At 52.4% G+C, this 13,725-nt stretch carries 15 protein-coding genes; 8 read left to right on the forward strand and 7 right to left on the reverse strand.

Annotated features, from left to right (window positions below):
• The 4 genes from PsAD26_RS26310 to PsAD26_RS26325 all read left to right on the forward strand — a co-directional run bounded on the left by PsAD26_RS26310 (position 1) and on the right by PsAD26_RS26325 (position 3,188).
• Positions 1 to 1,083, forward strand: a complete 1,083-nt coding sequence (locus tag PsAD26_RS26310; protein ID WP_208860345.1) for a tetratricopeptide repeat protein — start codon at positions 1 to 3, stop codon at positions 1,081 to 1,083.
• Positions 1,084 to 1,260: 177 nt separating this feature from the next.
• On the forward strand, positions 1,261 to 1,473 hold the full coding sequence (locus tag PsAD26_RS30085; protein WP_208985875.1) for a hypothetical protein: 213 nt from the start codon (positions 1,261 to 1,263) through the stop codon (positions 1,471 to 1,473).
• A 285-nt stretch (positions 1,474 to 1,758) separates the two neighbouring features.
• Positions 1,759 to 2,325, forward strand: a complete 567-nt coding sequence (gene efp / locus PsAD26_RS26320) for an elongation factor P (RefSeq protein WP_063312791.1) — start codon at positions 1,759 to 1,761, stop codon at positions 2,323 to 2,325.
• A gap of 68 nt (positions 2,326 to 2,393) precedes the next feature.
• A complete protein-coding gene (locus PsAD26_RS26325; RefSeq protein ID WP_063308181.1) occupies positions 2,394 to 3,188 on the forward strand; it encodes an inositol monophosphatase family protein in 795 nt (264 codons plus the stop codon).
• Positions 3,189 to 3,274: 86 nt separating this feature from the next.
• Here the strand turns inward: PsAD26_RS26325 and PsAD26_RS26330 are convergent, their stop codons facing one another.
• The 4 genes from PsAD26_RS26330 to PsAD26_RS26345 all read right to left on the reverse strand — a co-directional run bounded on the left by PsAD26_RS26330 (position 3,275) and on the right by PsAD26_RS26345 (position 7,833).
• Positions 3,275 to 5,800, reverse strand: a complete 2,526-nt coding sequence (locus PsAD26_RS26330) for a hypothetical protein (protein ID WP_208985876.1) — start codon at positions 5,798 to 5,800, stop codon at positions 3,275 to 3,277.
• Between the two features lie 22 nt (positions 5,801 to 5,822).
• Complete coding sequence (locus PsAD26_RS26335; RefSeq protein WP_208985877.1) at positions 5,823 to 6,272, reverse strand: hypothetical protein; 450 nt, start codon at positions 6,270 to 6,272, stop codon at positions 5,823 to 5,825.
• A gap of 246 nt (positions 6,273 to 6,518) precedes the next feature.
• Positions 6,519 to 6,935, reverse strand: coding sequence for an SAM-dependent methyltransferase (locus PsAD26_RS26340; protein ID WP_063298480.1), 417 nt, complete (start codon positions 6,933 to 6,935; stop codon positions 6,519 to 6,521).
• Between the two features lie 10 nt (positions 6,936 to 6,945).
• Positions 6,946 to 7,833, reverse strand: coding sequence for a DMT family transporter (locus tag PsAD26_RS26345; protein WP_063312773.1), 888 nt, complete (start codon positions 7,831 to 7,833; stop codon positions 6,946 to 6,948).
• Positions 7,834 to 7,939: 106 nt separating this feature from the next.
• On the opposite strand from PsAD26_RS26345, the gene PsAD26_RS26350 reads away from it, so the two are divergent.
• Together PsAD26_RS26350 and PsAD26_RS26355 are read left to right on the forward strand one after the other, a co-directional pair.
• A complete protein-coding gene (locus PsAD26_RS26350) occupies positions 7,940 to 8,536 on the forward strand; it encodes a TetR/AcrR family transcriptional regulator (RefSeq protein WP_063312774.1) in 597 nt (198 codons plus the stop codon).
• 134 nt (positions 8,537 to 8,670) lie between these two features.
• Positions 8,671 to 9,195: a DUF2938 domain-containing protein gene (locus PsAD26_RS26355; RefSeq protein WP_063312775.1), complete on the forward strand. Its 525-nt coding sequence runs from the start codon at positions 8,671 to 8,673 to the stop codon at positions 9,193 to 9,195.
• A gap of 90 nt (positions 9,196 to 9,285) precedes the next feature.
• Here PsAD26_RS26355 and PsAD26_RS26360 read toward each other — a convergent pair whose 3' ends face one another.
• Both PsAD26_RS26360 and PsAD26_RS26365 read right to left on the reverse strand, forming a co-directional pair.
• Positions 9,286 to 9,753 carry a MarR family winged helix-turn-helix transcriptional regulator gene (locus PsAD26_RS26360; RefSeq protein WP_063312776.1) on the reverse strand — a complete coding sequence of 156 codons (468 nt, stop codon included), beginning with the start codon at positions 9,751 to 9,753 and terminating at the stop codon, positions 9,286 to 9,288.
• Positions 9,746 to 10,852, reverse strand: a complete 1,107-nt coding sequence (locus PsAD26_RS26365) for a hypothetical protein (protein ID WP_063312777.1) — start codon at positions 10,850 to 10,852, stop codon at positions 9,746 to 9,748. The genes PsAD26_RS26360 and PsAD26_RS26365 overlap by 8 nt, the downstream gene beginning before the upstream one ends.
• 233 nt (positions 10,853 to 11,085) lie before the next feature.
• Between PsAD26_RS26365 and PsAD26_RS26370 the strand changes: the two genes are divergently transcribed.
• Both PsAD26_RS26370 and PsAD26_RS26375 read left to right on the forward strand, forming a co-directional pair.
• The gene (locus tag PsAD26_RS26370; RefSeq protein ID WP_063312778.1) at positions 11,086 to 11,856 is read left to right on the forward strand and encodes a metallophosphoesterase family protein; all 771 of its coding nucleotides are present in this window, start codon (positions 11,086 to 11,088) and stop codon (positions 11,854 to 11,856) included.
• A 243-nt stretch (positions 11,857 to 12,099) separates the two neighbouring features.
• Entirely contained in the window at positions 12,100 to 12,678 is a 579-nt protein-coding gene (locus PsAD26_RS26375) for an outer membrane beta-barrel protein (protein ID WP_063312779.1), read from the forward strand.
• A gap of 236 nt (positions 12,679 to 12,914) precedes the next feature.
• On the opposite strand, the gene PsAD26_RS26380 is transcribed toward PsAD26_RS26375, so the two are convergent.
• Positions 12,915 to 13,181 carry a hypothetical protein gene (locus PsAD26_RS26380; protein ID WP_063312780.1) on the reverse strand — a complete coding sequence of 89 codons (267 nt, stop codon included), beginning with the start codon at positions 13,179 to 13,181 and terminating at the stop codon, positions 12,915 to 12,917.
• Positions 13,182 to 13,725: the final 544 nt, after the last annotated feature.

Consider the following 13,725-nt stretch of genomic DNA (forward strand, 5'->3'; position numbering starts at 1 on the left):
TTGAAGTTGTCTGGTTCTATCAAACTCGTAACTGTCGCAGCTGTGACCGGCCTGCTCGGCTTACAGGGCATGGCTGTTGCACAAACAACTCCGAGCGGTGGAACCACACCTCAAGGCGCAAGAACCGTTGATCCGTATAATCCAAACGGATCAACCCTGCTGCCCTCTCCTCTTTCAAAAGCACCATTCATTCCGCAGGTTTCACCAACGCCGGAAACCATTAAGGGCGACCCCGCCTATGGTGCCTTCCAGCGCGGATGGTATCTGACAGCTCTGGCACTGGCGACCCGTCAGGCTGAAGCTGGCATCACCAGCTCCAAGACGCTGCTCGGTGTGCTTTACGAATCCGGCAGAGGCGTCCCGCAGGATTTGCCATTGGCCGCAAGCTGGTATGAGCTCGCCTCAAATGATGGCGACCCGCAAGCAGCATTGCGCCTCGGCCTGCTCTATCTGGCTGGTGCTGGTACAACAGCTGACAAGAACAAGGCCGCCCAGCAGCTGGAAAAAGCCGCTGCAGCCAATATTCCCGAAGCACTCTACAATCTCGCCCTCCTTCATCAGGAAGGCAAAGTCCGTCCGAATGATCCCAAGCTGATCAAAGACCTGCTGGAACGCGCCTCAGAAACCGGCGATGCTGACGCCATGCTGGAGCTTGGCATCTACCTGAAGGACGGCCCTGAAGAAATCCGCGACCCTCTCCGCGCTGCCTTCTGGATGGGCCGCGCCGCCCGTCGTGGACTGGTTCCCGCGCAGATTTACTACGCAACTCTGCTGTTCAAAGGCGAAGGCCTCGTCCCGAATGAGACTGAAGCGGCAGATTGGTTCGAGCGCGCAGCAACCAAAGGCAACCCAATTGCCATGAACCGCCTCGCCCGCATCTACGCCAATGGCCGTGGTCGACCGGTTGATCTGATTGAAGCTTCTGCCTGGCAGTTCCATGCAGGCCGTCAAGGCATTCTGGATAGTGAGTTGGAAGCGATTTCCAATTCTCTTTCTCTGGAACAGCAAGAGCAAGCTAGCAAACGTGCAGCAGCAATCGGAATTAAGATTGGCGCATCTCCAGTACTCCAATCAACTCAATAAATCTTAACTGCAGTTCTTTTGATGATAAACCTATGAGTTTTTATGTAAAATTATCAGCAGATAAAGTATAGAAAACAGATAGACTCCAGCATACATCACATCAACTTACAAACGCCCAGCTTCGCGCAACGTCAGACGATTAATTTACTCAAGTCTTTTAATCGCAAAAGAAAACCCATGAAGCAAATAAGTATATTCATCAGTCGCTTGGTGCTAGCCTTAGGTATTGGTGTAATTTCATTTCTGACATTTGGTGAAATGGTCAGAACTGGCTTACTTGATATTGGCGCTACCACCGCAATAGCTGGGCTGGGCAAGGTGGCGACTTTCGTTCTCAGCGTCGTCTTTGTTGAACAGATTACCAAGCGCAGAAGCGATAAAAAGCCCTAAGATTTTCCGCACTCTCCTTGTGGATATGCACCGGAATGTAGGTTCGCGGTGAGCATCCGCTCTTTTTCCTTGAAAAACACGCGAAATTATGTTGCACAGACCTCCAGACAGGCTGCGATCCTAGGCCCAGCGCCAATCCGCATCAGCCTTTGCTAAAGCATATCCCTGATAAGAGCCGACCGGGCGACAGATCAGGATACGCATGAAAACAAAAGTTAAGAATGTGGCGCGTAAAGACAAGTGAACGCGACATGCTCTGAACTTATCAAACTGATTGGTAGTTCTATGAAACTCAATGGCAACGAAATTAAGCCGGGCCACGTGCTTATGCACCAGGACACACTTTGGGCTGCGGTTAAAGTTCAGCACGTGAAGCCAGGTAAAGGCGGCGCATTCGCTCAGGTTGAAATGAAAAACCTGCTCGATGGTCGCAAACTGAACGAACGCTTCCGCGCAACTGAGTCCGTTGAGCGTGTTCGCCTTGAGCAGAAAGACTTCCAGTTCCTCTATGAAGAAGGCGACATGCTGGTATTCATGGACAACGAAACATATGAGCAGCTCGAACTCCAGAAGGAATTCGTTGGTGAGCGCGCAGCATTCCTGCAGGACGGCATGACCGTGACTGTTGAACTGCACGAAGAAAAGCCAATCGGCATTTCTCTCCCAACCCACGTTACTCTGGAAATCGTAGAAGCTGACGCAGTTGTAAAAGGCCAGACCCAGTCTTCCTCTTACAAACCAGCAGTTCTGGAAAACGGCGTACGTTGTATGGTGCCTCCGTTCATCACCTCCGGTGAGAAGATCGTTGTAGACACCGACTCCGTTGAATACGTTCGTCGCGCAGAGAAATAATCTAAAAGCAATAAAGATGAGGCAGCATACGGTTGCCTCATTACCCATTCAGGAACGGTGAATAAAAAATGGCACGTACGGCCCTTTTAAACGTAATGGTTCAGGCTGCGACAAAAGCTGGTCGCTCTCTGGCACGGGACTTCGGCGAAATTGAAAACCTGCAAGTATCCCGCAAGGGCCCAGGTGACTTTGTCTCCCAGGCAGATCACAAAGCAGAAAAAATCGTTCGTGAAGACCTTCAAAAAGCACGCCCAACCTACGGCCTGCTGATGGAAGAATCCGGCGAGATCGAAGGTACAGACGGTCAGCACCGCTGGATCGTTGACCCGCTCGACGGCACAACAAACTTCCTCCATGGTATTCCGATCTTTGGTGTTTCCATCGCTCTGGAACGCGCTGGTCAGATCGTTGCAGCCGTGATCTACAACCCGATCATGGACGAACTGTACACTGCAGAAAAAGGCTCCGGCGCATTCTGTAATGACCGCCGCCTCCGCGTTGCAGCACGTAAAGACATGACCGACTGCCTGATCGGCACCGGCATTCCATTCATCGGCGTTGGCGACCATGGCCGCGCGCTGAAAGAAATTCGTCACGTGATGGGCGAAGTTGCAGGTATCCGCCGCGCTGGTGCAGCTGCACTGGACCTGGCATGGGTTGCTTCCGGTCGTCTCGATGCATTCTGGGAAAACGGTCTGCATCCTTGGGACATGGCAGCAGGCGTTCTGCTGGTGCGTGAAGCTGGTGGTTTCGTGTCCGATGCCAACGGCAAGGACGACATGTTCGAAACCCGCTCCATCATCGCAGGCAACGAGTTCACACACCTCCAGATGCGTGAACTGCTGGCAAAAGCCAAGGCCTAAGAACTAGGCCGCTTAACCAATACAAATTCCAAAAGGCAGCTTGCCCCGGACGGCTCCGGCAAGCTGCCTTTTTTGTTCTCAAAATCCTACATCCGCACCTGAAATTTCTTCGCAAGCACCTTCACTGCGGCATCCTCACTCAAACCTGCGATAGCTTGAATTTGCGCGGGTTCGTCAAAGAAACACTTCATCACGGCAATAGCGGGTGATTGATCCCAGTGTGCCCTGTCCACCTGCGAAATCTCCTGAGTGAGGCGCTGGTGGAACCGATGCAGAGCAAACTTCGTGCTGTGCTTGGTCAGCGTATCAATGGCATGTCTCTTAATCTCCGCAACAACGGTACTTCGCCGCGCAGACCCACCCTGCCCAGTCGTAATATTGTGCTTACGGGCATATTTCTGCATGGCTTGCTGATCACCCGCAATCACCTTCTGAAGCTGTTTGCTTTGATAATGGTGCACGCCCCATCTGATCAACCGCGTGGCAACAAAGGCCACTGAGCCCAAAACAAACGCTCCGCCAATCGCAGCCCCAACGGGTCCAGCCGCAGCTGCAACGCCAGCAGCCGCAACGCCTCCAGTGGCCGTCGCAACAACACCCGCAACGCCGCCTATAGTCAGCGCAGCAAATCCAAGCCCGTCAACCGCAGACAAAACAGCCTTACCAATCTTGGTGTTTCGCGCCTTGGACTGATTGTTCGCAATGGTCTTTGTAATCATCGCCAGCTCCGCGTCCCGCGGTTGTGAAACCTTCCGCGACCCGTCCAGCCCTGAAACTGGCACTTCCTGTCGTTCCGCGAACAAGCGATGTAGAGCCTGGGCCTTTTTACCGGTCTGATGGTGCTTAAAGGCTTTGATAGCCGTGACACTGGCATCATAAGCCGACAGGCCAACTGCAAGCACACCAACGCCTGCTCCAACAGTACCAGCGGCATAACCCAACCCGGTCGTAACCAGAGAAACCCCTTCAACATTTGAGGTCAAAGCTCTTTCCGCGATCGCCATACCATCAGCAACCATGGCAAGCCCCCACACTTCTGCAGAGAAAATACTCACATGCATCTGTTTGTGGTAGTCATCTCGCATGGCCTTCGCCAGCTCAGCATTTTTGCCGTAATTGGCAACAAGCCCGGTCAGTGTTTTATGAGCCCTGTCAGCCTCTCGCACTCTCTGCTTAAGTGCGCCCTCAAGATGATCCAGACCACCCTTCAAATGCGCACTGTCAGTGGTGGAACTCTCGCCATAATGCAGCGCTACTTCATTGCGCAAAGTGGTCAGGCACTCAGTCTCTCCAGCGGTTCCCATCTCAGTTTTAACGTAGGCTTCCAAAGCAGCACTCGCGCGCGGTGATAAATCAGGAAACACCCCACACAAGGCGACACCAAGTCCGTCCTGGGAAACCTTACCTGCCTTCACCGCCTGAGCCATAGTATCCAGCAGCGTCAAAGGGGAACCGCCACCTTTCTGCACATCCTTGACCATGCGGGACAACGCAGCCACTTCAGCAATATTCTTTTGCGCCTCAAGAAACTGCGAAGCCTCAGAGCGAAAGGTATCCAGTGCTGCATCCGCAGTTTTCATGCTCGTATAAGCAGACCGCGCTGAAATCAGGCTCTGGATTGCACCCAGGGCGTAATAAAAGCTGGTAAACCCAAAGCGACCATAGGCAACGCCATCCGTTATCGGGATTTCACCACGGAAAATCTCTGCACGACCATTCACGGCTCCGTTGATCAGCGGCGTGACATTGTGAGGAAACTTGCCCAGAACATTTCTCACAAGCCCCTCTGTCTGTACGCCCTCAACAGCGGCTCCTCGTGCAGTCACGCGGGAGGGATGATACCCAGCATCTTTATCTTGCCCACCCACAATCTCAGAAAGCTGCTTGGTCCGAACTTCATTCCATTCTGTCTGGCTGGCACGCAGTCGCGACTGCGCTCTGCCACCGCCCAACGCCCGATCAAGCGCAGGTTGCCTCTCTTCAACGTGGCGGTGTAGGTCTTGAATGACAGGCCCAAGAACACGCAGGGTCTGGCGGTTCGGCGTCGCTCCCCGTGCAATTCTCTTAAAGTGATCGACGAGGGTTTGCTTGGTCTCAGCCTGCTCAGGGTCAGAAAACGAGACAGCCGCCAGCTGCTTTTGCAGGTCAGCAGCCCGCTCTTTCGTCAGCAAGCTTGGGTCTTTGGCAAATGCCTGCAGCTCCTGCAGCATACGGTTCTCAGCACCAACCCCAGCAACCTTGTCACCAAACCGGGCCGTCTGGCCCAGATAATCACGCTGAACAGGTTGAAGCTTAAGACGTGAATCCAGAAGCGCCCGCTCCATGGAGGAAATTGCAGGTGCCTCTGGTGCGAGCCGCGCAGTTTGCCCGGACATGCCAGAAGAAGGAACACGCCGGGGCTGAAAACTTCCCAGAGAGACCCTGCTTTGTTGAGAAGGAACACGCGCGTCTCGCCCACCACCAGCTACAGGTACTGCCGAAAGCCGGTAAGGCATCCGCGCTGACTGAGTATCGGTCCGCGCCCTTTCCGGTCTGGTCTCTGTCGACCCAGAAGCCAGACTGACATTTGAACTGGCCGTGCTGGCCTGCGTTGATATTCCGGTATTCCTCATAGTGGCGTCCCTCCCAAACCACTCAGACCAAAATATGTTCTGAGGACCACTGGCTTTCTGCGTCTCCGGCGTTGACCAGCGAATGGCGCAGCTGCAAAGCCTCACCAATAAAGCTCTTCAAAGCCTCCATCAGGTGTTCAACCGGATCAGTCATTTGCAAAAGGAGGTGTTGCCGCACAGCATAGCGCTGCTGGGCATCGAGTATCAGGCCACAGGACGTCAGTTGGCCCACACGAGCCAACAGGGTTTTCAGTTGAGGTAATTCCAGATCATTTTCTGGAAACACATCAGCTTCCAGCTGAACCTCATAGCGCCGTTCCTGAAACCGCGCCCAAATCATTGTCGTAAGATGATGTTCATCAGAGTGAAGGGCAACCTGCCCAGCTCCGTTCGGCGCCAGAGCAGGCAATTGAAGCTCCGCCGCCAAGCCATCAAATAGGTCTTGTAATTCCGTTTCCTGACATCGCTCCAAAATGCTCTCCCAAACAACTGCATGAAGCAAAAGCGAACAGGACAAGCCTAGAGAAGCAGTTGATGCACAAGTGTATCGAAGAGCACAACCACACCGCCAAGTTGATATTTTATTTCCCTACAATTCTAATCATTGAAATAAAATAACCCAAACTCAATGAACGGTGCTGAAAAGAAGCAACGTGTATGGATGCTCTCCTCACACGTTGCCTATCAGCCATGCGTAAACTCAAAGCAAAAGGTCTTCCTAAGGCTTTGGTCTTGCGGCTTCATGCAAAATTGCAGGTTTAATATCAAGCAGTTTGGTCTCATTCAGGCAATCGAGACCCCGAACAGTAATCACACCATCTCCGATACTTAGAATTGGCAATTGAGAGACTGCAATGGGGTTGGGCCGATGAGGTGAGCGAAGCGCGAAACTCCCAATAAGGTCATCAGTTGAGTGCCTGCACCCTTTCTGCTGGATGAGAGATCTTTGCGTATTTTCGAACCAGTACAGCAACATAATCGCCTGCCCCGGCTGAAGGCCCTTTAACCCCGCCCAATAGTCTTGTTTCAGGATGACCTTGCATTCTGGCCCTTCAGGCTGAATGTTGTTCGGGCAATCCTCAACATCAAAATACGGGGTTTCAATATGCCCGATATAGATAAGTTCTCCAGTCATACTATGCTCCTTAAGCTTCTTCCCTGCCGGAAATCACTGCGTAAATAAGGATCGTCACGACGATAATCGTGCCACCGATGAAGCTTTCCTGATGCGGTATCTCACCAAAAAAACCGAAGGCAAAAAGAGGGGCCAGCACCGTCTCTATCATCAGCAACATGCCAACCTCAGGCGCTGTGATATAGCGCGTCGCAACTTGAGAAAGGACACGACCAAATGGAGCGGTAAACAATCCCATCAAGCCCATAATGATCCATGTGTTCAGGCTGTAAGTGGACGGCGCAGCGAGAAAAAACATAGCCACCGCCAACAGGAAGCCACCAACACCAACACTCGCCATGCGGCTGACACCTTGATACTTGCGCAAGAGTGTTTGATTCAGAGACAAACACGTCACCGCCAGCCCTGCCAGTACATCCCCCATAAGGGTTCCGGACCCAAACGAACCGGAGACAACAATCGCAATTCCAATCATTATCGAAATGATAGAAATCCACGTTGCGCGTTTCGTCACCTCCCCAAGAAAAAGCCAGCTGAACGCAGCAGCTAATGCTGGTGAGATACTGAGGATAACAAAAGTGTTGGCGACCGATGTCAGCTTGATGCTCAGCACCAGCGAAGAAGCACTCCCCAGCATCAACAAGCCGGAAAACAAGACTGACCATCCGCTCGCGCGCAACGCCCCAATCACCCCGCGCTCATCCCGCATCTGGATAAAGAATGGCATTGAGATAGCTGTAAAAAGCCCGAATAAGAATGCTGTATCAAACCCGCTTACACCCGAATACCGGATGAAGATCGGGTCAAAGCTCATCAGCACAGCACCCAGCAGGGTGATAAGAATTCCGGATACTCTCAGATTTTTCTGGTCTAACGTGTACCCTGTTAGATAAGACATGATGTATACCTTCAATAATCATACCGCTCAGTATGATTTATGCAAACACACACGAATGTCAACAAAATCATACCAAGCAGTATGATTATGTTGCAAAGGGCAAAGTATGGGGAAGATCGAGCAAAACAAAGAGAAGAAGCGCCGTGCGATTCTGGACGCCGCACAACACGTGTTTCTCTCAGAGGGCTATATACTGGCCAGCATGGACAAGATCGCTGATCAGGCTCAGGTCACAAAGCAAACGGTTTACCGCTACTTCTCCTCCAAAATCGACCTGTTTCAAGCAACCTTGATGCACATGGGATCCGATTCAGAAGACAACTTCTTCGATCATCTAAAAAAGCCTGACACAAAGGATGCTCTGGAAGGTTTTGGTGTAAGTTTCATCCATGCGCACTTATCCAGCAATCACCTGAGCACATTCCGCTTGCTGGTGGCCGAGAGCGCAAAAGCACCCGAAATAACAAGCACCTTCTTCTCGGTCGGCCCCAATGAAACCGACACAACCCTCGCCGTGTTCTTTACCGACAGGTTGGGCCTGGCTGAACCAGACACAGCTATCCGGCTCTGGACGTCAATGCTGCTTGGCTTCAGAGACTGCGTTTTAATGGGCATGCCCCGCCCTTCTGATCAGCAGATAGAACAGCATGTCAAAGCCGCCACAGAGCTGCTGTTAGCCAACACGGCCAAGCAACAAGCCTAGGCAGCCCAAAGGCAAGATAACGAGTACGATTAACCTGAGAAAAATTATCCATTAAAATTTAGAGAATGCCCTTGACCTCAAGTCGACTTGAAGTGGCACTTTGCCGCCAACTCCTTATCAGGAAAGGCAAAGTCATGCACACAACAAGTCTTCTGATCAATGCTATACTGCTTGGCATTGGCGCAACAATTTTCATGGATCTCGTCGCTTGGGTGCGCCTGCGTTTTTTCGCGATCCCATCTCTGGATTACCGGTTGGTGGGTCGTTGGTTGCTGAGCATGCTGCGCGGGCAGTTCCAGCACCAAAACATCATGCACAGCTTTCCGCAGCCGTTCGAACGTTCCACCGGATGGATCGCCCATTACGTCATTGGCGCTGTATTTGCGTTCTTTTTGCTGGCTGTGACCGGGCCCACCTGGCTGCAAAACCCAACCATCCTGATGCCCCTCATAATCGGTCTGCTTTCAGTGGGCTTCCCCTTCTTCTTCATGCAACCAGCGTTCGGTTTTGGAATTGCTGCTTCCAAAACACCAGCGCCAGCAATCGCAAGAACGAGAAGTCTAATCGCTCATCTTTCATTCGGAGTAGGCCTTTACCTCACCGGACTATGCCTCAGCCTACAGCGTATCGCCGAAAAGTGGGAACCGTTTTTCGGATAAAGATACGCAAAAACAAAGGCTAAAGCAGTTCAGATGTTTCAACCTAAATGCGAACTGCTTTATTGCTGCTAACCGAAGCAACATCTGCTGCTATTTCTCCTCATCCCGCAACTGATCAATCACAGCACGAAACTCACTGATGCCCGGCAACAGCGCGGAGACCTGCTCAGGTGGAAACCGCTCTGCCAGCTTTTGAAACAGTGGCTCCAGCTGCTGCACAGCATCATCGCGAAACTGCCGCCCCTCCGGTGTCAGCCACACCCGCTTGGAGCGCCCGTCATCCGGGTTGGGGCGCAGTTCCACAAAGCCGTGCTTTTCCAACCCGCTCAGCGTATGCGTCATGGTTGTTTTCGCAACCTGAAACGACCGGGCCAATTCCAGCGGGGTGGCCCCATCAAATCCACGGCTCAAATGGCTGGTCACCCCGAAATGCGAAACCAGAAGGCCCTTTGGCAGCCGCGCTTCCAAAAACGCAGAGCCGATCTGGTTTATAATCCCGACCTCAACAAACATAGAAAAGTAGGGCGTCAGATCTTGGGAGGGGGTATCGTCAGACATTCGGTACTCGTGTTTCCAAAGGCCAGCGTGGGCTGGGATCAATTTTGGGACCATACCCCAATCGTGCAAGCATTTGAACAGTCTCACCCGGACCTGCCAGCATTTCGTGCACCGCAGAATAATGCTCTGCCATTTCAGGAAACTCCTGCAGTGCCTGGCTCACCGGCTGCATGGAAAGGCCCAATCCAGTAGCTGCCAGTTGCAACCTGATCCAGTCATACCCTGCTTTAATCTGATCGACCCGCGAATTGCCCGGACTGATGACCACCGCATACGCCTGTGTCGCGTTCATCGCATCCCGGATCATATCCCGTCCCTGCTGAAAGCTAGAGCTGGTCTGATCTGTCTGATCTTCGCGGCTCAACATCCCAGCCAGCATCAGGCTCTCCAAAAACGGACCACTCAGTGCAATGCCATCCGGATTCGCTTCAATCTCAGCTTTACCAAACCGCATCAGATCAACGCTTTCCATCATCACACGTTGCGTTGTCAGCTCAACATCCATCGCTTCCCACGTCAGCTTCCGCAGGGCCGCAACCTCCGCCTTGTCGCTTTTGATCGTGGCATAGTCAGCCAGTGCCGCTTGCGCATTTGTTGAAACGGACACATTCTCATATGCATTACGATTGGTATGTCGATCAAAAACATACGCGAACAATGGATCCGGCTTGCCCCCCTTCGCAAAGTGAGCCGTTGCAACGGGCCCGTCTTCTCCCAGTGGAAACAACTCCGTCTGCACAGCGTACCCATCTTCCGCTGCAGCCATCCGCAACAACTCCAGAAAACACCCCATGCCAACGGTCAGCTGACGGTCAAACGGATCAGTCTCTGGCAGGTTGAGCCTCTTGTCACGGTAGATAACCAGCATGTCGCTTCCACGCAGTTCAGCCACCCAAGGCTGACGGTTGTGAGGGTTCGGTGCAAGCAACGCATAGGACAGCGCCTTCATCCGCGGCTCAGTGTAAGCGCCAGCAGTGTCCCAGGGAGCCAACGCCCGCGTTGGACGACGTGTCGCCAGAAATCCACCAGCTGAGGCAGTCGCTGCCACAACCACACCACCACCCATTAGGCCAATCATCTTGCGTCTGGAAAGCTTCATCGTTCAACTCCAATTAGTGCGATATCGAACTATAAACACGCCACCACACACAAAACAAGTGCGATATCGAACTATTTTTATCAAACCAGTTCCAACCACCTATCAATCAGAGCCTTTCCCACAGCCTCAAAGCCAACAAATTGAGGCTGTGGGTTTGCTCCTCATTCGTTTTCTTAAAGTAGATTGGACCACCAGTGACCGCGACACAGACTAGCATTTGGAACGGGACGACCATGCAAAACACCCATCCAACTCTTCCGGAAGGGACCCGCGTTTATGCAACGGGAGACATCCACGGCAGGCTGGACCTGCTGAAGATCATGGGCAATGCTATTGAGAGCGACCTGAAAAACCGCCCCATCACGGACCCGGTCTCCATCTTTCTTGGCGATTACATTGACCGCGGCCCGGACAGTCAGGGCGTCATCGATTTCCTTGTCGATCACCACCACCGCACCCCGCGCCAGGTTTGTCTGAAAGGCAATCACGAAGCCTCGCTGCTGGAGTTTTTGGAGGATGCCGGCACGCTCTATCACTGGGAGGATCTGGGCGGCACCGAAACCCTGCTCTCCTACGGCCTCTCCATTCACGATCTTATGGGCTCGGCAGGCGCTGAAAGCGTGCAGACCATCTTTAAGGAAAACCTCTCCAAGCTGCACGAAACCTTCTTCGAATCCCTGCCCCTCCACTACCAATGCGGAGATTACCTGTTCGTCCACGCCGGTATTCGCCCAGACGTTCCACTGGAAGAACAACGCGCAGAAGAACTTATGTGGATCCGCGGTCCTTTCCTCAATTCGCAAGAGGACTTCGGCGTCTTCGTCGTCCACGGCCACACCCCCACAGAGCGCATTGACCGCCACCCCAACCGGCTCGGTGTAGACACAGAAGCCTACGCCTCAGGCCGCCTCACCTGTGCAGTGCTGGAAGGCCAAGACATGAAGTACATCACCGCCACCACCGACGGCTGGGAACTCTTCGACTTCATCCCCACCCACAAATAGCCCCCACTCACAACAAAGCACTGGCCTGCGGAAGAATGACAGCTCCGCAGATCAACAGGACACCCATTGAGGGTTGAGCCTTACTCGGTCAGCCTCACGCGAGGAAATACGATTAACCACCTCACTAAGATGATGTAGCAATCATGCAACTACTAGAAATTTTATATCTACATAGATTTCCATTATGAGTTGCATATTGTATGCATCAAGCATGTTTTCTCATCATTTCATGTGAGTTTTAAAATGAAAAAGAATCTCTTGATCGCTCTTGCAGCTGCTGCAATTTCTACAGGTGCCATCACCTCAGCAAATGCAACCGAATGGTACGTTCAGGGTACAGGTGGCTTGTCCTTAGGCAGCATCACAGCACACATTGATGGTGACAACGATGTGACACTCCGGGACGAAGGCTTTAACGGTCGTATTGGCGCTGGCGCATACCTTTCCAACAACGTTCGCATCGGTCTGGAAAGCGGCTACGCTGCATTCTCCGAAAACGCTACAGATATTGACGTTTGGGACATTTTGGCAGTCGCATACTACGACTTCAAAAACGAAACCGCCTTTACGCCATATATCGGCTTGGGTGCTGGTTTCTCGCAGATAAAAGTCGACTTTGACGATGGCGTCGATTCTGGCAAAGAAACAACCAACCATTTCTCTACGAAGTTGGGTGCAGGCGTTGGCTACGAAATCTCTGAAAATCTTGAGCTGCTCGCTGAGTACTCGTTCCAGTACAATTTCAAGGCAGAAGCATTCGAAGACGTTGATTACTCCGCTCACCAGAACCAGTTCAACGTTGGTTTGCGCTACTCTTTCTAAGAGATAGCAGTGATCCTCAGTTCAAAAGCGGGTTGCCTCAGGCAGTCCGCTTTTTTATTGTAAGCACCCCAAAGCACTGGCCTGCGGCAAGGATGACAAAACCGCAGACCAGCAGGACACCCATTGAGGGCTGAGCAAGGGTGTTGGAATGTATCGCCGAAAAGCGTAATTCGGTTTTCGGATTAAGATACGCCCGAGCATAGACCACCCTTCAGGTGCCGGTCACAGTGATGAGATCAGGAAGCCACTGTCAGGTTTATCGGCTGCGGATGAGCGACCCGCTCTAAAGTTCCGCAGGCTTTTTCTAAGGCCTCCAGGCGGTCACGAAAGGCGTAATGCAAAGTGAACAAAGCATCCCGCTCCCGCGAATCCTGCATCCGCTCGCTCAGCAAAAGCTGCTGAATATACGCAAGGTTCTGCAAGTCCGAGACAGCAATGATAACTTCGTCAATATCGTTCTGAAGAGTATTTGTGGCGCTACACGCGCATGCGGAGTCGGTCATATTCAAAGCCTCGTTGTTGGCTGTTGAAGGACCGCAAGACAAACGAGCTTTCGACGGCCCGCTGGCGAGCGGTAGGCTCGAAACCTGACAACGACAGGCGAGTTTATTCCCTCCCGAAGGAGGTGTTATATTCACCGCCCTCCCGCTCAAAGCAAAGGCTTCGCGCGCTTAGAAAAAAGCACAAAAAATCCGCCAATTATGGGAGCAGATACCGCACTGAAAGGTTTCGAAGCCTCAAAACCAAATGTGGAATGAATCACGCACCTCGCCAAACTGCAACTTCTAACAAGTGCACGTGACGGGAGGACTATCATTTCCATACATCACCGTCAGCCCACCACCGTCATTCCGCGCAAACGCTTTACGACACGGGGACCAGATCAGTACGGTTAAATCTACAACTACGCGCCACGGTATCATCCCGCGTCATATGTTTGTCCCGGAGAGATGGTTGACGTTTGTTCGGGGACATGGGTGACGGTCATGTTATGATGTTAAGTCGATTTTTGCGACTGTGTTTGCTGCAAAACATACGTTGAAGATC

It is taken from the genome of Pseudovibrio sp. Ad26, from assembly GCF_001623285.1.
Taxonomy (GTDB): Bacteria; Pseudomonadota; Alphaproteobacteria; order Rhizobiales; family Stappiaceae; genus Pseudovibrio; species Pseudovibrio ascidiaceicola.